This window comes from Telluria aromaticivorans (assembly GCF_013003915.1).
Lineage (GTDB): Bacteria > Pseudomonadota > Gammaproteobacteria > Burkholderiales > Burkholderiaceae_D > Telluria > Telluria aromaticivorans.
In genome coordinates, this window is record NZ_JABAIV010000002.1 from 537,633 (window position 1) to 557,986 (window position 20,354).

The 20,354-nt window shown below is 65.5% G+C and carries 17 protein-coding genes; 5 read left to right on the forward strand and 12 right to left on the reverse strand.

Going from position 1 to position 20,354, the window contains the following annotated elements; translation table 11 throughout:
• Nucleotides 1–9 precede the first annotated feature (9 nt).
• Together HGB41_RS07820 and HGB41_RS07825 are read right to left on the reverse strand one after the other, a co-directional pair.
• Nucleotides 10–666, reverse strand: a complete 657-nt coding sequence (locus HGB41_RS07820) for an MEDS domain-containing protein (protein WP_171082872.1) — start codon at nucleotides 664–666, stop codon at nucleotides 10–12.
• Between the two features lie 105 nt (nucleotides 667–771).
• Complete coding sequence (locus HGB41_RS07825; protein WP_171082875.1) at nucleotides 772–1,167, reverse strand: response regulator; 396 nt, start codon at nucleotides 1,165–1,167, stop codon at nucleotides 772–774.
• 231 nt (nucleotides 1,168–1,398) lie between these two features.
• On the opposite strand from HGB41_RS07825, the gene HGB41_RS07830 reads away from it, so the two are divergent.
• A complete protein-coding gene (locus HGB41_RS07830; protein ID WP_171082877.1) occupies nucleotides 1,399–2,298 on the forward strand; it encodes a sensor histidine kinase in 900 nt (299 codons plus the stop codon).
• A gap of 183 nt (nucleotides 2,299–2,481) precedes the next feature.
• Nucleotides 2,482–2,604 (forward strand): hypothetical protein, encoded by a 123-nt coding sequence (locus tag HGB41_RS23725; protein WP_267874175.1) that lies wholly within the window; start codon nucleotides 2,482–2,484, stop codon nucleotides 2,602–2,604.
• A 28-nt stretch (nucleotides 2,605–2,632) separates the two neighbouring features.
• Here the strand turns inward: HGB41_RS23725 and HGB41_RS07835 are convergent, their stop codons facing one another.
• The 7 genes from HGB41_RS07835 to HGB41_RS07865 form a co-directional block, all read right to left on the reverse strand.
• Nucleotides 2,633–3,439 (reverse strand): ABC transporter substrate-binding protein, encoded by an 807-nt coding sequence (locus tag HGB41_RS07835; RefSeq protein WP_171082879.1) that lies wholly within the window; start codon nucleotides 3,437–3,439, stop codon nucleotides 2,633–2,635.
• A gap of 29 nt (nucleotides 3,440–3,468) precedes the next feature.
• Nucleotides 3,469–4,134: an energy-coupling factor ABC transporter ATP-binding protein gene (locus HGB41_RS07840; protein WP_212760889.1), complete on the reverse strand. Its 666-nt coding sequence runs from the start codon at nucleotides 4,132–4,134 to the stop codon at nucleotides 3,469–3,471.
• Between the two features lie 20 nt (nucleotides 4,135–4,154).
• On the reverse strand, nucleotides 4,155–4,862 hold the full coding sequence (locus HGB41_RS07845) for an ABC transporter permease (protein ID WP_171083490.1): 708 nt from the start codon (nucleotides 4,860–4,862) through the stop codon (nucleotides 4,155–4,157).
• Nucleotides 4,859–5,740, reverse strand: a complete 882-nt coding sequence (locus HGB41_RS07850) for a formate dehydrogenase accessory sulfurtransferase FdhD (RefSeq protein WP_229422899.1) — start codon at nucleotides 5,738–5,740, stop codon at nucleotides 4,859–4,861. The genes HGB41_RS07845 and HGB41_RS07850 overlap by 4 nt, the downstream gene beginning before the upstream one ends.
• A complete protein-coding gene (gene fdhF / locus HGB41_RS07855) occupies nucleotides 5,737–8,538 on the reverse strand; it encodes a formate dehydrogenase subunit alpha (protein WP_171082883.1) in 2,802 nt (933 codons plus the stop codon). Before fdhF ends, HGB41_RS07850 begins: the two co-directional genes overlap by 4 nt.
• Nucleotides 8,535–10,262, reverse strand: a complete 1,728-nt coding sequence (locus tag HGB41_RS07860; protein WP_171082885.1) for an NAD(P)H-dependent oxidoreductase subunit E — start codon at nucleotides 10,260–10,262, stop codon at nucleotides 8,535–8,537. The genes fdhF and HGB41_RS07860 overlap by 4 nt, the downstream gene beginning before the upstream one ends.
• Nucleotides 10,263–10,476: 214 nt before the next feature.
• Nucleotides 10,477–12,120, reverse strand: coding sequence for an OFA family MFS transporter (locus HGB41_RS07865; RefSeq protein ID WP_171082887.1), 1,644 nt, complete (start codon nucleotides 12,118–12,120; stop codon nucleotides 10,477–10,479).
• A 122-nt stretch (nucleotides 12,121–12,242) separates the two neighbouring features.
• On the opposite strand from HGB41_RS07865, the gene HGB41_RS07870 reads away from it, so the two are divergent.
• The gene (locus tag HGB41_RS07870) at nucleotides 12,243–13,319 is read left to right on the forward strand and encodes a substrate-binding domain-containing protein (protein ID WP_171082889.1); all 1,077 of its coding nucleotides are present in this window, start codon (nucleotides 12,243–12,245) and stop codon (nucleotides 13,317–13,319) included.
• Between the two features lie 226 nt (nucleotides 13,320–13,545).
• Here HGB41_RS07870 and HGB41_RS07875 read toward each other — a convergent pair whose 3' ends face one another.
• The gene (locus HGB41_RS07875; protein ID WP_171082891.1) at nucleotides 13,546–13,782 is read right to left on the reverse strand and encodes a hypothetical protein; all 237 of its coding nucleotides are present in this window, start codon (nucleotides 13,780–13,782) and stop codon (nucleotides 13,546–13,548) included.
• Nucleotides 13,783–14,014: 232 nt separating this feature from the next.
• Between HGB41_RS07875 and HGB41_RS07880 the strand changes: the two genes are divergently transcribed.
• Nucleotides 14,015–16,291 carry a family 1 glycosylhydrolase gene (locus HGB41_RS07880; protein ID WP_171082893.1) on the forward strand — a complete coding sequence of 759 codons (2,277 nt, stop codon included), beginning with the start codon at nucleotides 14,015–14,017 and terminating at the stop codon, nucleotides 16,289–16,291.
• Between the two features lie 113 nt (nucleotides 16,292–16,404).
• Here HGB41_RS07880 and msbA read toward each other — a convergent pair whose 3' ends face one another.
• Together msbA and HGB41_RS07890 are read right to left on the reverse strand one after the other, a co-directional pair.
• Complete coding sequence (gene msbA / locus HGB41_RS07885) at nucleotides 16,405–18,126, reverse strand: lipid A export permease/ATP-binding protein MsbA (protein ID WP_171082894.1); 1,722 nt, start codon at nucleotides 18,124–18,126, stop codon at nucleotides 16,405–16,407.
• Nucleotides 18,116–19,381: an O-antigen ligase family protein gene (locus HGB41_RS07890; protein ID WP_171082896.1), complete on the reverse strand. Its 1,266-nt coding sequence runs from the start codon at nucleotides 19,379–19,381 to the stop codon at nucleotides 18,116–18,118. The genes msbA and HGB41_RS07890 overlap by 11 nt, the downstream gene beginning before the upstream one ends.
• 68 nt (nucleotides 19,382–19,449) lie before the next feature.
• Between HGB41_RS07890 and HGB41_RS07895 the strand changes: the two genes are divergently transcribed.
• Entirely contained in the window at nucleotides 19,450–20,295 is an 846-nt protein-coding gene (locus HGB41_RS07895; RefSeq protein WP_171082898.1) for a glycosyltransferase family 2 protein, read from the forward strand.
• Nucleotides 20,296–20,354: the final 59 nt, after the last annotated feature.

Consider the following 20,354-nt stretch of genomic DNA (forward strand, 5'->3'; position numbering starts at 1 on the left):
CGTGCAGTGTCAGCTGGCCGCACCAGGCTGGGCAGTACCCGCTGCCTTGCGCGCTTCCAGCTCCGCAATCATTTGTTCAGGCGGAATGAAGAACGGATTTTCCTGGAGGATGCCGCCAATGATGACCATCGGGTGCGTGCGCAGGATGTCGATCACGACCGTGGCATCGAACTGGGACAGGTCATAGGTGCAGACCACCGGATCGTGCTGCGCGGGGAGCGCCTGGTTCAGGCGCGCTTCGTATTCGACGATGTCGCCGGCGCCGGGCCGGTCTTCCAGTGCCCACGACATGCTGGCGATATTGCGCGATATTTTTCCGGGCGGGGAATTTTCTGGTGCAATCAGTTTGAGCAAGGTCTCGATCATGCGGTGCTGGTTGAAATGGCCATCCTGCAGGTAGGTTTCGTCCCAGGTCCGGACTTCGAGCTGCCCCTGCATTTCCGCCGCGGCGGTATCGATACCCGCCGCCTGCAGGCGCTCCATATGGGCGCCACGCTGCGCCTGGCTCACGATGTGGAAGGCGCGGTCGCCGTTCTCGAACCCTTCCTGGATGAAAGGCATGAGCACGCCGTACTCTTCTTCCTTGCTATGGAAAAAGGCACAGGCGTGGCAGGAATGCGTGAGGGTGGAACCGGCCAGGTTCACGGGCTTGCGGACGAATGACATGAAGAGTGGGCACCGATATAGGGACGACGGAAGTATGCCATGCCGACTATATTTACTCACCAACAATTAACCAAAAGTAATTAACTGTGGCGAAAATATAGCCGTTCAGGCGGGGCAAAAACCATACTGGGCCAGCGTGCGCCTGAGGTTTGCGTTGAACTCGGCGTAGTCCATGGCCTTCTCCACGAATTCGCAGGCGCCGAGCATCCGGGTGCGCATCCGGTCTGTTTCGTCCCTGGTGTCCGACAGGACGATCACGGGTATATCGGACAGGAAGGGTTTGGAAGAGATTTCTTTCAGGACTTCGAAGCCGTCGACCTTCGGCAGTTTCAGGTCGAGCAGGACGACATCGAAATCGTGGGCCTGGTTCAGTTCGCGCAGCGCTTCTTCCCCATCCGACGCCACCACGATTTCATGTTCCCCGCCGCAACTTTGCAATACCCGCCGCGTCAATTCCACGTCGAGCGGCATATCATCGACAATCAGGGCTTTTTTGACCATGCCGGCATCTTACATCAGTAGCAGCATTGTGTCTTCGCCGATAACTGTAGGTAACATGCGCACCACGACGCAGTGCTGTAGATGCCATTTTTGCCACTTTCATGCATACCGCATGAACCACACCGACGCTTATGGCTGTGCTTGACTTGGCATCCCATTACGCCTAGGGTCAGGGAGCGGTACTCGATTTCGTCAGTTTATGTTTTGCGGTTGATCAGCTAGCTCATCCACATGCGCACACAACTTTCTGGCCGCGACACCCCTGCGCAAGGCCAGCGCAATACTGTCGAGCAAGAGCACAACGAGAGCAACCACGATGCTGCCACGGCTGCGCTCGAAGCGGCGGTGGCGCATCTCACCCAGGACCAGATGATGGTCAACCAGGCCCTGGTCGAAAAAATCCTCTCCAGCGAACATACGGAAAATGCCTTGCGCGTTTCCGAGCAAAAGCTGCATGACTTTCTGGCCCACCAGCTCGCCAACCGCGAAGCCGAGCGCAAGCGGATCGCAGGCGAAATCCACGACACCCTCGCCCAGAACCTGCTGGCGCTGCGCATCGACATCGTCATGCTGTACCAGCATACGGCCAGCCGCCACGGGCGCCTGCATGACTGGGTCGGCGCCGCGCTCGACAATGTCGACACGACGCTGCGGACGGTCAAGCAGTTGATGGGAGACCTGCGACCCACCGGCCTCGAGCTGGGACTGCAGGCCACGCTGGCCATGGAAGTACGCAAATTCATCCGGGCCAGCGGCATTGACTGCCAGCTGGAGGCCTCGGCAATCGCCAACCTGGAGCTCGACGAGGAAACCGTGCTCACCGTCTGCCGCGTGCTGCAGGAATGCCTGAACAATGTGTTTCGCCATTCCCTGGCCAGCCGCGTCACGGTGGTGCTGGGCGTCACGGACGGCGCGCTCGAGATGGTCGTGTCCGACAACGGCATCGGCTTCGACCCGTCCGCGCCGCGCCGGTCCAGCAGCTACGGCCTGTTCGAGCTGGAAGAACGCCTCGCGCCCCACGGCGGCAGCTTGTCCGTCACCAGCGACAGGACGCATGGTACGGCGGTGTCCATGCACCTTCCCATCATTTCGCCGCCCGCCGATGCCTCCGCCGCCCCTGCGAGCGGATAAAATCCTGTCCTGAACACATCTTTCACCGGACCGGACGGGAAAGCTTCATCGTCATCGGGCCTTAGCAGCCGTTGCGTGACATCATGCCGATAAGGGACGAGCTGCTTGCCAAGATGATCAACCTGCTGGCGCCGGACGGTGGACCACCGACGGCCTTCCACGCCGTTGATGTCTGGACAAGGTATGCGGCAGCAAGCACAGCCGGCAGATCCGCCGCTTCGGGATCACCGACGCGGCATCGTCATCGGCGACAAGGCGGCCCCCTATAACGGCGTGCTGCCCGGGAATCCGCGGCTGTGCGAATGAATCGACTCTGTCGCAGCCGCGGCCAGGTTCAGCGGCTGGCAGACGGGAAGAACAGCTGCTCGCCTTCCGGCCGGAAGGCGGCGATGCGCGCCTGTCCGTCCGCCGAGGTGATCCAGTCGATCAGGGCCTTCGCGCCCTTGTAGTTCACGCCCTTGTGCTTCGCCGGATTGACCGCGATGATCCCGTAGGGGTTGAACATGCGCTTGTCGCCTTCCACCAGCACCGCCAGGCCGGTTTTCGCGCGGTAGGCGCCATAGGTGGCGCGGTCGGTCAGCGTATAGGCGCGCATTTCGGCGGCCATGTTGAGTACTTCGCCCATGCCCAGGCCGGCCGACACGTAGCTGGCGCCCGCCGGTTTGCTTGCCGCTGCTTGCCAGTAGCCCTTCTCCATTACGTCGGTGCCGGAATTGTCGCCGCGCGAAATGAAGCGGGTGCCGCTGGCGGCGATCTTCCGGAATGCGGCAATGACGTCCTTGCCGCCCTTGATTGCGGCCGGGTCGTTCGCAGGGCCGACCACGATGAAGTCGTTGTACATCACGTCGCGCCGGTCCACGCCCCAACCCTCCTCCACGAATTTATCCTCGAGCGCGCGCGCATGCACCAGCGTCACGTCGACGTCGCCGTTCTTGCCCAGTTCGAGCGCCTTGCCGGTGCCAACCGAGATCACGTGCACCTTGCTGCCCGTCTTCGCTTCGAAGGCCGGCAGCAGGACCTTGAGCAGGCCGGAGTTCTCGGTACTGGTGGTGGTCGACAGCTTGATGACGTCCTGGGCCTGCGCCAGCGGCGCGGACAGGAAGAGGCTTGAGAGGACGATGGTAAAGATGCGGCGTTGCATGGTGTTCTCCTGGTTGGTCGGCAAATCGTTTAACGAAGTTCGAGGCGTCCGTCGCGCAGCTTCAGGCGCTGGATGCCGGGCAGCCCGATCAGGTCGCGGTCGTGGCAGGCCATCACCACGCTGCTGCCTGCATCGAGCAGGGTCGGGATCAGGGCCATCACCTGTTCGCGCGCCGGGCCATCGAGGTTGGCGGTGGGCTCGTCCAGCAGCAGCAGGCGCGGTTGCAACACGCGCGCCCGGGCCAGCGCCACGCGCTGCTTTTCGCCGCCCGACAGGCGGGCCGGGTCGGTATCGCGCAGGTGCGCCACGCCGGCCCATTCCATCGCTTCTTCCACCGCGGGCGCCACGCTGCGCCGGCTTTCGCCGCGCGCCAGCAGGCCGTAGGCGATGTTGTGAAACACGCTGGTCGAGAACAGGATCGGGTGCTGGTGCACGAAGACGATGGCGCGGCGCAGCGCCGGCGGGTACGGGTAGAGCGGGAGGTGCCGGCCATCGAATTCGACCGAGCAGGCATCGCAGCGTTCCAGGCCCGCAAGGGTGCGCAGCAGGGTCGACTTGCCGGCCCCATTTACGCCGGTCAGCACATAGGCGCTGGCCGTTTGAATGGCGAGCGTGTCGATGTCGAACAGGGTGCGCTCGCCATGGCGCTTGCGCAGCCCGTGCACGGTCAGGAGCGCGCCCGCAGCCGGCTTCAGAGCGTGGTTCACAGCCTGGTTCACAGCCTCCCTCCGGCCGCATGCGCTTCGCCCTGCAGCAGCACCAGCGCGCCATTCATCACGAGCGCCAGCGCCACCAGCACGATGCCCAGCGCGATGCCTTGCGCGAACTCGCCCTTGCTGGTCTCGAGTGCGATCGCGGTGGTGATGGTGCGGGTCTGGCCTTCGATATTCCCGCCTACCATCAAGGCGCAGCCCACTTCGGAAATCACGCGCCCGAAGCCGCTGATCACCGCCGCCATGACACCGTAGCGCGCTTCGTGCAGCACGGTCATCATCACGCGCCAGCGCGAGGCGCCCAGCGCGACGGCGGTTTCGGCATAGCGCGGATCGGCTGCCTGCACCGCCGCCAGCGTGAAGGCCAGCAGCACCGGCAGGCCGATGATCATCTGGCCCAGGATCACGCCCTGCTGGGTGAACAGCCATTCCAGCCCGCCCATCGGCCCGCGCCGCGACAGCAGCAAATACAGCAGCAGGCCGATCAGGACGGTCGGCAGCGAGAGCGCGGCCTGCGCCAGCCAGATCGCCAGGCGGCGGCCCGGGAAACGGTGCAGCGCGATCACGTAGCCGAGGAAGACGGCCGGCGGCGCCGCCAGCAGCAGGCCGATGATGCTGGTCTTGAGCGAGACCCAGACGATATGCCACAAGGCCGCGTCGCCCGAGAACAGCAGCGCGAACGCGTGCGAGGTGGCTTCCAGCACGGTCAGGCCATCCGGGGGGCGTGGATGGGGGCGTTGAGGGGTTCCAGCAGCTCCGGCTCGAATACGAGCCGTTCGTGCCCCGCCAGCAGCAGGAAGTGCTTGCCGGAGCAGCGCGCCAGCAGCGACATGCCGACCTTTTCCGCCACCATGTGGCCCATCTGGGTCGTGCCGGAGCGCGACAGCAGGAAGGGAATGCCCATCTGGGCGCCCTTGATGACCATCTCGGAAGTCAGGCGGCCGGTGGTATAGAACACCTTGTCGCCGCCGCTCATGCCGTCAAGCCACATCAGGCCGGCGATGGCGTCCACCGCGTTGTGGCGGCCGACGTCCTCGACGAAGTACAGCAGCGTGCCGTCACTTGAGAACAGCGCGCAGCCGTGCACCGAGCCGGCCTGCTTGTAGATCGATTGCTGGGTGCGGATGGTCTCGACGATGCGGTAGACGACCGACTGCGCCAGGCGCGCGTCATGAGGGAGCGCGATCTGGTCGACTTCGTCCATCAGGCCGCCGAAGACCGAACCCTGGCCGCAGCCGGTGGTGACGACCTTCTTCGCGGTGCGCTCTTCCACGTCCGCGATGCCGTTACGGGTGCTGACGGCCACCGCATCGACCGCCCAGTCGACCTGGATCGAGACGATGTCCTCGATCGCGCGCACCAGGCGCTGGTTGCGCAGGTAGCCGAGGGTGAGCGCTTCCGGCGCGCCGCCCAAGGTCATCAGGGTGACGATCTCGCGCTTGTCGACATACACCGTGAGCGGGCGTTCGGCGGGAATCGCGATGGTCGAAGGTCGGCCGCGCTCGTCCAGCGCGCTCACCTCGTGCGTGAGGGGCGCGCTGGTGCTTGACAGTTCAGGTCGGTAGCGTGGCAGATCGGTATGGTTCATCTTGCCAATTGTGCCATGCCGGCCAGGATTTGGCCGCCACCGTAGCTCCCTTGCTGCGCAACCTCCCCGCCCGGCGTGACCTTGATCGCGCAATATTTGAACTCCGGGATCTTGCCGAAGGGGTCGAGCGCCGCATTCGTCAGGCGGTTGATCGCCGCCTCGTAGTAGCAGAACGGTACGAAGATGGCCCCGACCGGCGAGCTGTCGTCGGCCCGCGCATACAGCACCACTTCGCCGCGGCGCGAAGCGATCGTGATCGGCTGGCCGGGCTGGATGCCCATGCTTTCCATGTCGAGCGGGTGCACCAGCGCCACCGGATCGGGTTCGATCGCATCCAGCACCGTGGCGCGGCGCGTCATGCTGCCCGTGTGCCAGTGCTCGAGCTGGCGGCCGGTAATCAAGACCAGCGGGTACTCGGCATCCGGGCGTTCGTCGGCCGGGATGATATCGGCCGGCACGAAGCGCGCCTTGCCGCCCTCGCGCGGGAAGATCTCGGTGAAGACCACCGGCTGGCCGACGTCGCCCTCGTTCATGCACGGGTAGACCACGGCGCCATTGCGCTCCAGGCGTTCCCAGGTGATGCCGCCGATGCTGGCCATCGTGTGGCGCATCTCGTCGAACACTTCCGACACGTGCCCATAATTCCACGGCAGGCCGAGGCGGTTGGCCATCTGCTGGATGATCCACAGGTCCTGCTTGGCGTCGCCCGGCGGGTCGATCGCCTGGCGGCCCAGCTGCACCAGGCGGTCGGTATTCGTAAACGTGCCGGTCTTTTCCGGGAAGGCGGACGCCGGCAGGATCACGTCGGCCAGGTAGGCTGTCTCGGTCAGGAAGATGTCCTGCACCACCAGGTGCTCGAGCGCGGCCAGCGCGGCGCGCGCGTGGTTGGCGTCCGGGTCGGACATGGCCGGGTTCTCGCCCATTATGTACATGCCCTTGATCTGGCCATGATCGATCGCGTCCATGATCTCGACCACGGTCAGGCCCGGGTTCGGGTCGAGCGTGGCGCCCCAGGCGGCCTCAAAACGAGCACGCGCGACCGGATTGTCGACGCGCTGGTAATCGGGCAGCATCATCGGGATCAGGCCGGCGTCCGACGCCCCCTGCACGTTGTTCTGGCCGCGCAGCGGATGCAGGCCGGTGCCGGGACGGCCGATCTGGCCGGTCATCAGCGCCAGCGCGATCAGGCAGCGGGCGTTATCCGTGCCGTGCACGTGCTGCGACACGCCCATGCCCCACAGGATCATCGATCCCTTCGAAGTCGCGTACAGGCGCGCGACATAGCGGATGGTCTCTGCATCGATGCCGCAGATCGGCGCCATTGCTTCCGGGCTGTACTCGGCCACGTTCGCTTCGAGCTGCTCGTAGCCGATGGTGCGGCTGGCGATGAAGCCGGCATCGACCAGGCCTTCGGTGACGATCACGTGCATCATGGCGTTGAGCAGCGCCACGTCGGTATCCGGCTTGAACTGCAGGTAGCGGTGTGCGTGGCGTGCCAGCTCGGAGCGGCGCGGGTCGAGCACGACCAGTTTCGCGCCGAGCTTTACCGCGTTCTTGATCCAGGTGGCGGCCACCGGGTGGTTCACGGTCGGGTTGGCGCCGATGATGACGATCACCTCGGCGCGGGTCACGTCCATCACCGGGTTCGAGACGGCGCCCGAACCGATCCCTTCCAGCAGGGCCGACACCGAAGAGGCGTGGCACAGGCGGGTGCAGTGGTCGACGTTGTTGGTGCCAAAGCCCGTGCGCACCAGCTTCTGGAACAAATAAGCTTCTTCGTTGCTGCCCTTGGCCGAGCCGAAGCCGGCCAGCGCATTGCCGCCATGGGTGTCGCGGATGCGCGCCAGCTTGCCGCCGGCCAGCGCCAGCGCTTCTTCCCAGCTGGCTTCGCGGAACACTTCCAGCACGCGGTCCGGGTCCATCGTGAAGTCGCCGGTCTTCGGCATGCCTTCGCGGCGGATCAGCGGTTTCGTGAGGCGGTGCGGGTGGTGCGCATAGTCGAAACCATAGCGGCCCTTCACGCACAGGCGCCCCAGGTTGGCCGGGCCGTTGCGCCCTTCCACGAACAGGATCTTGTTGTCCTTGATGTTATAGGTCAGCTGGCAGCCGACGCCGCAGTAAGGGCAGACCGAGTCGACCTGCTTGTCGGGGATGTTCAGCGCCACTTCGCGCGCCGGCATCAGGGCGCCGGTCGGGCAGGCCTGCACGCATTCGCCGCAGGCCACGCAGGTGGAGGCGCCCAGCGCGTCGTCCTGGTCGAACACGATCTTGGCATTCTCGCCGCGGAAGGCCAGGCCGATCACGTCGTTCACCTGCTCGTCGCGGCAGGCGCGCACACAGCGGGTGCACTGGATGCAGGCATCCAGGTTGACGGTGATGGCGGCATGGGTGGCGTCGATCTGCGGCTGCGCGCGGGTCGCGGCAAAGCGCGGCTTGCCCACGCCGAGCTTGCCGGCCCAGATGTCGACTTCGTTCTTGCGGGTGTATTCGGCTTCCGGCATGTCGGACATGAGGAGCTCGAGCACCATCTTCTGGGCCGCAAGGGCGCGCGGGCTGTCGGTGCGGACCTTCATGCCGGCGACCGGGGCACGGCAGCAGGATGGCGCCAGCACGCGTTCGCCGTCGATCTCGACCATGCAGGAGCGGCAGTTGCCGACGGCTTCGTAACCTTCCTTGTAGCACAGGCGCGGGATCTCGACGCCTTCGCGCGCCGCGACCTCGATCAGGGACTCGTGCTGCAGGGCCGCCACCTGGCGGCCATTGAGTTCGAATGTAACGGTAGGGGTCATCGCGTTCATGGTTGCACCAATGGGTTCGTCACGGGCTGCGCGAGCTCGTGCGGGAAGTATTTGATGACGCAGTCGAAGGGATTCGGCGCCGCCTGGCCGAGGCCGCAGATCGATGCATCGCGCATCACCTGCGACAGCTCGCCCAGCAGCGGCACGTCCCATACCGGCTTGCGGATGATGTCGAGTGCCTTGGCGGTGCCGTTGCGGCAGGGCGTGCACTGGCCGCAGGATTCGTCCTTGAAGAAGGCCAGCGTGTTGCGCGCGGCGGCCGTCGCGCTGTCGTGGTTGGACAGCACCACCACCGCGGCCGAGCCGATGAAGCAGCCATAGGGCTGAAGCGTGTCGAAGTCGAGCGGGATGTCGCCCATCGATGCCGGCAAGATGCCGCCGGAGGCGCCGCCCGGCAAGTAGGCGTAGAACTCGTGGCCGTCCTGCATGCCGCCGCAGAACTCCTCGATGAGTTCAACAATCGTGATGCCGGCCGGGGCCAGTTTCACGCCCGGCTGCTTCACGCGGCCCGAGACCGAGAACGAGCGCAGGCCACGGCGGCCGTTGCGGCCGAAGCCGGCGAACCAGTCGCCGCCGCGCTCCAGGATCTCGCGCACCCAGTGCAGCGACTCGAAATTGTGTTCCAGCGTCGGCCGGCCGAACAGGCCCACTTGCGCCACGTAGGGTGGACGCAGGCGCGGCATGCCGCGTTTGCCCTCGATCGATTCGATCATGGCCGACTCTTCGCCGCAGATATAGGCGCCCGCGCCGCGGCGCAGGATAATCGGCGGCATGCCCTGCACCGGCGGATCCGCGCGCAGCTGTTCCAGTTCGGCTTCCAGCATGCTGCGGCAGCCGTGGTACTCGTCGCGCAGGTAGATATAGATGGCCTCGATGCCGACCGCCCAGGCGGCGATCAGCGCGCCTTCCAGGAAGCGGTGCGGGTCTCCTTCGAGGTAGACGCGGTCCTTGAAGGTGCCCGGCTCGCCTTCGTCGATGTTAATCGCCATCAGGCGCGGGCCTGCCTCGTTGCGCACGATGCGCCATTTGCGTCCCAGCGGGAAGCCGGCGCCGCCCAGGCCGCGCAGGCCGGAACTTTCCAGCGTGCCGATCACTTGTTCGACGTCGTGCTGCCCCGCGATGCAGGCGCGCAGCAGCGCATAGCCGCCGCCCTCGCGGTAGGCGGCGTAGTCGACGTGGCCCCCTGGCGCGTCGCGCGTTTCGCCGCGCGCCACCTTGGCCACCAATTTTTCCACGCTCGCATGCGGCACCGCATGCTGTCCCACGGTCGCCGCCGGCGCCTGTTCGCAGCGCCCGATACAGGGTGCTTCCAGCACGCGCACTTCGCGGCCCAGCAACGCCGGCAGTTTCTCCAGCAGCGCCGCGGCGCCCGCCATCTCGCACGACAGCCCGGCGCACACGCGCACGGTCAGCGCGGCAGGCGCGGCCTCGCCCTCTTTCACCACGTCGAAGTGGTGGTAGAAGGTGGCGACCTCGTAGACCTCGGTCTGCGCCAGGCGCATCTCCTGCGCGAGTGCGGCCAGGTGCCGGCTCGACAGGCAGCCGAAATGGTCCTGGATCTTGTGCAGGTGCTCGATCAGGAGGTCGGGCTGGCGCGATTCGGTGCCGAGCAGGGCCTGGACCTCGCTCAAGGCTTGCGGATCGACGCGGCGGCCCTTGGGGGCTTCGCGCTTGCGCTGGCGGGTCGCGCCGGAGATGGCGATGGGGATGATGGGGTGGTTCATGGGGTGTCCCAATTGTTCGATGTTGCGTTAATTCAATTGTTCGATGTTGCGTTAATTCGTTTGTTGCCAGCGTCGCGGCAATTCATACGATGGTTGAACGCGTGGGTAGGTAAAACAGTCCAGTGGCCTGTTTTACGCCCACCCTACGAGTTGCGGCGACTCGTAGGGTGGGCAGGTTTCCTGCCCACGCGTTCAAATCACGCCTGAGCAGACGTCAATTAAACATCGCCGACGCCTTCTGCAGCGTCACCCAGATACCGAACATCAGGGGAATGCCAACCGCCATCCAGGCAAACGCCGTCACGGCCGGCTTGTTGGCGGCGGCGACCGCGCTGCGGCCGGCGGCGCGCACACCGCTGGTGGCGGTGACTTCCTTCTCGCGCGCCAGCTTCTTTTCGGCGGCCAGTTCATCGTCGGTCATGAAGTGGCGGTTGTCCAGCGGACGGATCATCGCATTGAGCCCGATACCGATCACGACCAGCCCGGTCAGCACATACATCGTCACGTCGTAGGCCTGCGCCTTCGGCACGCCGTTGGCGATCTGGTACTCGCGGATGTAGTTGATCAGGAGCGGACCGACCACGCCGGCTACCGCCCAGGCGGTCAGGAGGCGGCCGTGGATCGCGCCGACCATCTGGGTGCCGAACAGGTCGGCCAGGTAGGCCGGCACCGTGGCGAAGCCGCCGCCGTACATCGACAGGATGATGCAGGTGCAGGCCACGAACAGCGCCAGCTGGCCGGCATGCCCCGCCGAAGGAATCGTCACATACAGGATGGCCCCGAGGATCAGGAAGATGAAGTAGGTCGCCTTGCGGCCGATGTAGTCGGAGCACGATGCCCAGCCGAAGCGGCCGACGATGTTAAACAGCGACAGCAGGCCGGTAAAGCCGGCGGCAATCGCCGCGATCTGGCTCTTCTGCGCCGCATCGAGGTCGTTGATGCCCAGGTCGACGCCGATCAGGCGTCCGCCGAACACTTCCTGCAGCAGTGGCGAGGCCATGCCCAGGATGCCGATGCCGGCCGAGACGTTCAGGAACAGCACGCCCCAGATCAGCCAGAACTGCGGGATGCCCCAGACGCGGCTGGCGTGTACGTGGCGCGTGGTGATCATGGTGTTGGCGTTCGGGGCCGGCGGGGTCCAGCCTTCCGGCTTCCAGCCGGTGGCGGGCACGCGGTAGGTCATCGCGCCGGCCACCATGAAGACGAAATAGATCGCAGCCAGGGCCAGGAAGGTTTCCCAGACGCCGACCGAGTTGGCGGTAGCGAAATGCTTCATCAGCTTGTCGGCCAGCGGTGCGCCGATCACGGCGCCGCCGCCGAAGCCCATGATGGCCATGCCGGTCGCCATACCGCGGCGGTCCGGGAACCATTTGATCAGGGTCGACACCGGCGAGATGTAGCCCAGGCCGAGGCCGATGCCGCCGATGACGCCGGAACCGAGCCACATCAGCCAGATCTGGTGGGTATAGACACCCAGCGCCGAAATGACCAGGCCGCCGCACCAGCACAGCGCCGACACCAGGCCGGCCTTGCGTGGACCCGCGTGCTCGAGCCAGCCGCCGAACAGCCAGGCCGCCAGGCCCAGGAAGACGAAGAACAGCGTATACATCCAGCCCAGCATCGAGATCTTCCAGTCGCAGCTGGTCGCGAAGACTTGCGCCATGAAGCCCATATCGGCCGGGCAGGCCAGCGATTCGCTGATGCCGAGCGCTTTCGACAGCGGCAGCCAGAACACCGAGAAGCCGTAGGCCATGCCGATGCAGAGGTGGATCGCAAGCGCCGCAGGGGGCACTAGCCAGCGGTTGAAGCCCGGCCCCGCGATAGTGTGTTCTTTGTCAAGAAAACTCAGTACAGACATGTTGTCTCCAGATTTTTATAGTATCGGAATATGCTTTTTAAAGCATATTATTTCGTCAAATTTTGTTATTTCGGCGAGACTAACATGATGTTTTCTAGCTAGAAATAGGTTATTTTGAGCATATGCTTAACATTCACATCCGCCCGCACTGGGAAATCAGCATCAAGGGAGAGGCGCCGCTGGACACGGGCGACCTGCTGGGCTTGCTGCTGTCGATCCAGGACACCGGCTCGATCGCGCAGGCAGCCAAGTCGGTGAAGCTGTCCTACCGCTATGCCTGGGGACTCCTGCGCGCGGCCGAACAGCTGTTCGGCCAGCAGCTGCTGCAAACCGGGCGCGGACGCGGCACGGTGCTCACGCCGCTGGCGCAAAAGCTGGTCTGGGCCGACCGCCGCATTGCCGCGCGCCTGTCGCCCACGCTGCAAAGCCTGGCCTCGGAACTGGAAGCGGAACTGGTGCGCATCACGGCTGGCCGGATGCGCGCGCTGCGGCTCGACGCCAGCCACGGCTTCGCGGTGGCAGCCCTGATGGGCTGCGTCGACCGCGACGCCCTGGCGATCGATTCGCGCTACCGCACCAGTACCGATGCGGTGGTGGCGCTGGCCCGGCGCGAATGCGACCTGGCCGGTTTCCACGTCCCGATTGGCCGCTTCCAGGAACAGACCGCGGCCTGGTACCTGCGCTGGCTCGACCCGAACCAGCATTGCCTGCTGCGGGTAGCGGGCCGCGAGCAGGGCCTGATCACGGCACGCGACAACCCGCTCGGGCTGCGCGGCCTGGCCGACCTGGCCGGCCCCGGCGTGCGCTTCGTGAACCGCCAGGCCGGCTCCGGTACCCGCATGCTGCTCGAGATGATGCTGGCGGACGAGGGCTTGCCGGTCGATGCCATCCAGGGCTTCCACAGCGCCGAGTTCACCCATTCCGCGGTGGCGGCCTATATCGCCAGCGGCATGGCCGACGCCGGCGTCGGCATGCGCGCGGCAGCCGCCCAGTTCAAGCTCGATTTCATCCCGCTGGTGCGCGAGGTCTATTATTTCGCGGTGCGCCGCGAAGCGCTCGACGAACCGGCCATGGGGCAGCTGCTGGAGCTGATGCGGGCGCCGTCGTATCACAAGCAGGTGGCGGCGCTGCCTGGGTATGATGCCAACGGGACGGGGGAGGTGGTGTCGATTGCCGAGGCGTTTGGGTTGCCGGCGTAACGGCGCGGGTTTTCGTCGGTTGCGGCAATGCGGGCAAGCAGCTAGCGTAGCCACGATACCGTAGGGTGGGCAGATTCTGCCCACGCGTTCAATCAAAGCAAGAACAGCCGCACAGGCAGCATTAGCCAGGTTTGAACGCGTGGGCAAGGAACTTGCCCACCCTACGGGTTGCGGCATGCGAACAAGCAGCCACAAAGCAGGCCGCCGGCCTGACACCGGCGACCAGTCAGCGGCGCCGCTTCTTCCAGTTGTAATCGGCGCCGGTGACGTCCACGCCGGGATGGCCGACCAGGTCCGGGTGCTCGGACGCCATCGTGATGAAGCGCACGCCCTCGCCATCGCGCTGGCGCTTGCGCAGCACTTCCATCTGCTGCATCGCCGCCACCATGTCCGCAGTGTCGAACAATTTCTCGTGCGGCGTGCACTTGTCGCCTTCGACGACAGTCCAATACACCATATACATTGCTTCCTCCTGTGACCGTATTCTCGCCCAAACCCACTGCCACGTGGCGCACCCCGGCATTTCCCGATGCCAGTAGAAATTTCCAGATAGCAGAATTTAGCCCCAAAAACTGAGATATTGCCTACAGAAAGTAGGACTTGTCCGAAATAGCCTTTATATGTGCGCTATTTCACACAACCCGTCGCACTCGCCAATTAGGCTGGTGCCTGTCTCAATAAACGCGGGTCAGAACATGAACACACAGATGAATTCCCAACCGGCAGGCACGGCAACGAATAATACCGAGCTGGCGCTTTGGGGCGGACTGGAATGCACGGTCAACCGCGTACGCGACAATTACTTCAGCCAAATGGAACGCAATGGACACGCTGAACGCCTGCAGGACATCGAGCGCTTCGCTTCGCTGGGTATCAAGGCGATCCGCTACCCGGTACTCTGGGAACGCACTGCACCCGATGGCATCGATTCAGCCGACTGGTCCTGGCCCGACGAGCGCCTGCCGGCACTGCAGCAACTGGGGGTCACCCCGATCGTCGGCCTGATCCACCATGGCAGCGGACCGAGGCATACCAGCCTGGTCGATCCCGCCTTTCCCGAAAAGCTCGCCGAGTACGCCGGTGCGGTAGCCCAACGCTACCCCTGGGTCGAGTACTACACCCCGGTCAATGAACCACTGACCACGGCGCGCTTTTCCGGCCTGGCAGGCGTCTGGTACCCCCATGGCGGCGACGAAGCCACCTTCGTGCGCGCCCTCCTCAACCAGTGCCGCGCTACCGTGCTCTGCATGCGCGCGATCCGCGCCGTCAATCCGGATGCGAAGCTGGTGCAGACCGACGACCTCTCCAAGACCTATGGCACCCCGGAGATGGAAGAGATCGCGACCTTCTTCAACGACCGCCGCTGGCTGGCCTGGGACCTGCTGTGCGGGATGGTCGACGAGCAGCACGCGCTCTGGAACTACCTGCTCGAGTCGGATGCGACGGCCGAAGAACTGCTCTGGTTTCGCGACAACCCCTGCCCGCCCGACATCATGGGCGTCAACTATTACGCGACCAGCGAACGCTGGCTCGACCACCGGCCGGAACGCTATCCCGAATCGCGCCGCCACGTGTACCGCGGCGTGCCGCATGCCGACATCGAAACCCCGCGCGCGCTGGCCACGCCGACGCCCGGCATCGCACCGCTGCTGATGGAAACCTGGGAGCGCTACCGCCTGCCGATCGCCATCACCGAAGCCCACATCGACGCCAACCGCGAAGACCAGCTGCGCTGGCTGGTGGAGATCTGGAATGCCGCACGCAAGGCGCGCCAGCAGGGCGCCGACATGCGCGCCGTCACCGTCTGGGCCCTGCTCGGCTCCTACGACTGGAACTGCCTGGTGACCGAATGCCGCGGCTATTACGAACCGGGCCCGTTCGACGTGCGCGGCGGCGAGCCGCGCCCGACGGCGCTCGCCACCCTGATGCGCGAACTCGCCACCAACCGCCCGCTCACCAGCCCCGTGCTGCAGGGCGAAGGCTGGTGGCGCCGTCCCGGACGCTTCCTGTGCAAACCCGTGGCGACCCGCACCGCGGTGGCCGACATTGCGATCCGCAGCCAGTTCAAATCGCACGTGGTGCAGCCTATCCTGATCACCGGCGCGACCGGCACCCTCGGTTCGGCCTTCGCCCGCATCTGCGACAAGCGCAACCTGTCCTACCACGTGCTGACGCGCCAGGAAATGGACATCACCGACCCGCAGTCGGTGGAAGCGGCTGTCAATCGCTTCCGGCCCTGGGCCATCATCAATGCGGGCGGCTACGTCCGAGTCGATGACGCCGAGGGCGACGCCGAGCGCTGCATGCGCGAGAACACGCTGGGGCCGACCGTGCTGGCGCTGGCCTGCATCCGCCACCAGCTGCGCTTCATGACCTATTCCACCGACCTGGTGTTCGACGGCAGCAAGGGGGCGGCGTATGTCGAGTCGGACGCGCTCAACCCGCTGGGCGTGTACGGGCGCAGCAAGATGGAAGCGGAGCAGCGGGTGCTCGACGCCGACCCGCAGGCCCTGGTAATCCGCACCAGCGCCTTCTTCGGCCCCTGGGACCGCCACAACTTCGTGACCCAGGCGCTGAATGCGCTGGAAGCCGGGCAGTCGTTCCAGGCAGCGGGCGACATGGTGGTCTCGCCGACCTATGTGCCGGACCTGGTGAACGTCTCGCTCGACCTGCTGATCGACCGCGATCGCGGCGTGTGGCACCTGACCAATGCCGAGGCCATCAGCTGGGCCGACCTGGCGCGGCGCGCCTGCGATGCGGCCGGGGTGGATGCATCGAGGCTGGAGGTGGTGTCGGTTGACGACTGCGGCTTCGCCGCGCGACGGCCGGCGTTCAGCGCGCTGTCGAGCGAGCGGGCGCTGATGCTGCCGTCGCTGGACGATGCGCTGCGGCGCTACCTGGAGGCGATGCAGGACCGGGCGCATGGCCGGGATGCGGAGCGGCCGGGGGAGGCGGCGCATTACGCGAGTTGAGGGTTGCGTAGGGTGGGCGGGTCTTCCCGCCCACGCGGTGATAGTTGGGGCATGAATAACCGCGCGGGCGGAAGCACCGTAATTTGAACGCGCGGGCGGGGAACCCGCCGACCCTACGATTCGGCCACGAATTGAAGTCGATACAAATTCGCATACATCCCATTCGCATCGAGCAGCTCGGCATGCGTGCCCTGCTCGACGATCCGTCCGTGCTCCATCACCACGATGCGGTCCGCCCGTTCGATGGTCGACAGGCGGTGCGCGATCACGATCGTGGTGCGGCCTGCCATCAGCGTTTCCAGGGCAGCCTGCACGGCGCGCTCGGATTCGTTGTCGAGCGCGGAAGTCGCTTCGTCCAGGATCAGGATTGGCGCATCCTTGTAGATTGCGCGCGCGATCGCCACGCGCTGGCGCTGGCCGCCGGACAGGCGCATGCCGTTTTCGCCGATGCGCGTGTCCACGCCCTCTTCCAGCTTGGCCACCACGCTTGTGAGGTGCGCCGCCTTCACTGCCGCAGCCAACCGTTCGTAGTCGATGGTCTCGAAGCCGTAGGCGATGTTCGCCGCCAGCGTGTCGTCGAACAGCACCACGTTCTGGCTCACCATCGCCAGCTGGCCGCGCAGGCTGGCCAGGCGGATGTCCTGGTAGGGCACGCCGTCCAGGGTCAGGCGTCCCTCTTGCGGATCGTAGAAGCGCGTGACGAGGTTGACGAAGGTCGACTTGCCGCCGCCGGAGATGCCGACCAGCGCCACGGTTTGCCCGGGCTTTACCTCGAGCGTCACGTCGTTCAGCGCCAGGTTCATCGCGTTAGGGTAGCGGAACGAGACGTTCTCGAAACGCAGGTGGCCCTGGGCCCGCCCCAGCTCGCGGGTGCCGGTGTCGACTTCGGCCGGGGCATCGATCAGGCCGAATACCGTCTCGGCCGCCGCGATCCCGCGCTGCATCGGGCCGTTCACCTCTGCCAGCGACTTCAGTGGCGTAAGCAGCATCAGCATCATCGTGACGAACTGGACGAACTGGCCCTGGGTCATGTCGGCCTGGATCGCCAGCACGATCACCAGCGACAGCGCCATCGCGGTGGCGATCTGGGTAATCGGCGTGGTGGCGGCAAAGGCCACCGTCATGCGCTGCGAGAAACCGCGCAGGGCTTCACTGCGCGCATGGAAACGCGCGCGCTCGTAGCGTTCGCCAGAGAACACGCGGATCACCTGGTGGCCGCGGGTGGCTTCCTCGACCACTTGCGTCATCTCGGCGGTCACGCGCTGGTTGTCGCGGTTCAAGCGGCGCAGGCGCCCGGTGGTGGTGCGCACGATGACGGCGGTCAGCGGGATCACGACGATTGCCACCAGGGTCAGTTTCCAGTTCAGGTAAAGCAGCGTTGCCAGCAGGCCGATCACGACCAGGGTGTCGCGCACGCAGGCCACGAACACCGACTGCAGCATGTCCACCACCTGGCGCACGTCGCCCACCACGGTGTTGATGATCTTGCCGGTCGACTCTTCGTGGAAGCGCGCTACCGGCAGGCGCAGCACGCGGTCAAACACCATCGCGCGCAGGTCGTTGAGCACGCGGCTGGTGACCCAGTTGTTCAGGTAGGCCGTGGAGAAGGTGCCGATGCCGCGCAACACGAAGATCGACACCAGCACGCCCGGAATCCACCACAGGCTGAACGGCACCTTGTCCTTGAAGCCGAGGTCGATCAGCAGTTGTAGCGCCCAGCCCAGCAAGGGCTGGGTGGCGGCGGTGAGCGCCATCGACAGCAGCGCCAGCCAGGAGCGCGTCTGGTAAGGCTTGACGATCGCCAGCAGGCGTTTGACGATTACTTTATTTTCCAATTGGTTTATCCGATCCGTCTTTCACGTTCAGGCAGAAGCCCATGAGCAGGAACACCATCAGCGTATAGAACATGCTGCCCTTCAAAGACCAGAAGATCACTTCGGTCAGGCCGAAGCTGAAGTAACTGAGCACCACCAGCATGCCCGCGAGGGCCGGCGCAAACTGTGGCTTGTCCATCTGCGCCTCGCGCCCGAGCACGCGCGCAAAGAAGGCAAAAGGCATGGCCAGGATGCCGATCCAGGCCAGCAGGCCGAATATGCCGCCGGTGGCCAGCGCCTGCAGGGCGTCATTGTGCAGGTGCTCGGCCGGCAGGATCACGTCCTGGATCTTGCCCTCCGAGGCCAGCTGGCGCAATCCGGCGCGCACCGCCTCCGGGTCGCGCCCGAACAGCGGGCGCTCCTCGATCAGGTAGCCGGCGGCCTTCCACAGCTCCAGGCGCACGCCGACATTGGTAAACGCGCTGCCGCCGTCGAGCCAGGTGCGCACGTCATCGATGCCCTGCCCGACCCGCGCCTGCACCCCGGCCGCCGGGATGAAGAAGGTGGAGGCGAACAGGGCGAAGCTGCCGACCAGCAGCAGGCGCACGCGCCGGCTGCGCAGCAGGTGCGCGTAGGTGAGGAACAGGATGGCGGCCAGCGCCAGGGCGATCCAGCCGCCGCGGGTGCCGGTCATGACGGTGCCTGCCAGCCCGGCCACGGCGCCGAGCGCCGGCAGGATGGCCTTGCGGGTGCTGTGGCGGTAGTCGATGGCCGCGGCCAGCGCCACCAGCGCCAGGCACAGGGCGATGTCGCCGAAGGTGATGGCGTTGAGCCAGCCGCCGGGCCGGTCGATGCCGAGCACGATGCGCTGGTAGCCTACGAAGGGCAGCGCGCAGGCCGCGCCCAGCACCACGCCCGACCACAGCGTGGCACGCGGCGGGCGCGCCAGCACCACCAGGGCGGCCGCGCTCAGGCCAAACAGCATGCGCGAGGGATTATCGAGGTATTCAAGGCGCGCTTCCGGGCGCGCCAGTACGCACACGAGCGCAAACAGCAAATTGAAGCCGAATGCCACCACCACCCAGCGAATGTCGCGCCAGTGCGGCGCCAGCGCGGCCCACGCCTGGCGCGGCACGCAGAGCGCGGTGAGCAGGAAAACGAGGCTGCTGAAGCCGATACCGGAAGGGGTGATGAGGCTGAGGAAAGGGAACAGGAAAACCAGGAAACCGACCCAGCGCTGCATCGGTACCCCGATTTTCGTCTGATTATTGTTCATTCATGTTCTTGTAGGATAATCTTGCCGACCCTGAGTGCTTGAATAATTTGTGACCTGAGCGGATACCCATGCAGCAAGACCAAACCATTTCTGTCGTCATCACCACCTATAACCGCCCGGACGCCCTGGCGGCGGTCGTGGAAGCCTGCTTCATGCAGGACGACAGGAATTTCGAAATCATTATCGCTGATGACGGCTCCACTGCCAACACGCGGGAGACCCTCGACCGCCTGCGTGCGCGGGCGCCGGTGCCCCTGAAACACGTGTGGCAGCCCGACGACGGCTTTCGCGCCGCGATGGCGCGCAACCGCGGCACGCTGGCGGCAACCGGCGACTATATCATCTTCCTCGACGGCGACTGCATCCCGCAACGCGACTTCGTCTCGCGCCACCGGCTGCTTGCGCGGCCGGGCTTCCTGGTGTCGGGCAGCCGCATCCTGCTCAGCGCCGCGCTGACGCAGAAGGCGCTGGCGGAACACATCGACCTGCCGGCGATGGGATTGGCGGACAAGCTGCGCTACCGCCTGCGCGGCGACATGAACAAGGTGCTGCAGCTGCTGTTCCACTTGCCGGACGCCGGGCGCGAGCGGCGCAGCTTCAGCTGGCGCCGCATCAAGAGCTGCAACCTGGCGGTGTGGCGCGCGGACCTGAACAAGGTCAACGGCTTCGACGAGAGTTTCGTCGGCTGGGGCCACGAGGATTCGGACCTGGTGGTGCGCCTGTTCCATGCCGGCGTGCTGCGCAAGGACGGCGCCTTCGCGACCGAAGTGCTGCACCTGTGGCACCGCGAGGCCAAGCGCGACGAGGAATCGAGTAACCGCCAGCTGGTGCTGGAGCGCGCTGCGAACAAGACCACGCAGGCGGCGCGCGGGCTGCGCGAGCATGTGGGCGAGGATTTCGCCGCCCCACGCTGAGCCGATTCGTGGCATGCGCGGCGCATTGACCCTCTCCTGCCTGCGTGGAAGTATCGGAC

Coding starts and splice junctions, on each gene's coding strand:
- HGB41_RS07820 (WP_171082872.1), bottom strand. CDS start 666: ATGTCATTCGTCCGCAAGCCCGTGAACCTGGCCGGTTCCACCCTCACG.
- HGB41_RS07825 (WP_171082875.1), bottom strand. CDS start 1,167: ATGGTCAAAAAAGCCCTGATTGTCGATGATATGCCGCTCGACGTGGAA.
- HGB41_RS07830 (WP_171082877.1), top strand. CDS start 1,399: ATGCGCACACAACTTTCTGGCCGCGACACCCCTGCGCAAGGCCAGCGC.
- HGB41_RS23725 (WP_267874175.1), top strand. CDS start 2,482: ATGCGGCAGCAAGCACAGCCGGCAGATCCGCCGCTTCGGGATCACCGA.
- HGB41_RS07835 (WP_171082879.1), bottom strand. CDS start 3,439: ATGCAACGCCGCATCTTTACCATCGTCCTCTCAAGCCTCTTCCTGTCC.
- HGB41_RS07850 (WP_229422899.1), bottom strand. CDS start 5,740: ATGAACCATACCGATCTGCCACGCTACCGACCTGAACTGTCAAGCACC.
- fdhF (WP_171082883.1), bottom strand. CDS start 8,538: ATGAACGCGATGACCCCTACCGTTACATTCGAACTCAATGGCCGCCAG.
- HGB41_RS07860 (WP_171082885.1), bottom strand. CDS start 10,262: ATGAACCACCCCATCATCCCCATCGCCATCTCCGGCGCGACCCGCCAG.
- HGB41_RS07865 (WP_171082887.1), bottom strand. CDS start 12,120: ATGTCTGTACTGAGTTTTCTTGACAAAGAACACACTATCGCGGGGCCG.
- HGB41_RS07870 (WP_171082889.1), top strand. CDS start 12,243: ATGCTTAACATTCACATCCGCCCGCACTGGGAAATCAGCATCAAGGGA.
- HGB41_RS07875 (WP_171082891.1), bottom strand. CDS start 13,782: ATGTATATGGTGTATTGGACTGTCGTCGAAGGCGACAAGTGCACGCCG.
- HGB41_RS07880 (WP_171082893.1), top strand. CDS start 14,015: ATGAACACACAGATGAATTCCCAACCGGCAGGCACGGCAACGAATAAT.
- HGB41_RS07890 (WP_171082896.1), bottom strand. CDS start 19,381: ATGAACAATAATCAGACGAAAATCGGGGTACCGATGCAGCGCTGGGTC.
- HGB41_RS07895 (WP_171082898.1), top strand. CDS start 19,450: ATGCAGCAAGACCAAACCATTTCTGTCGTCATCACCACCTATAACCGC.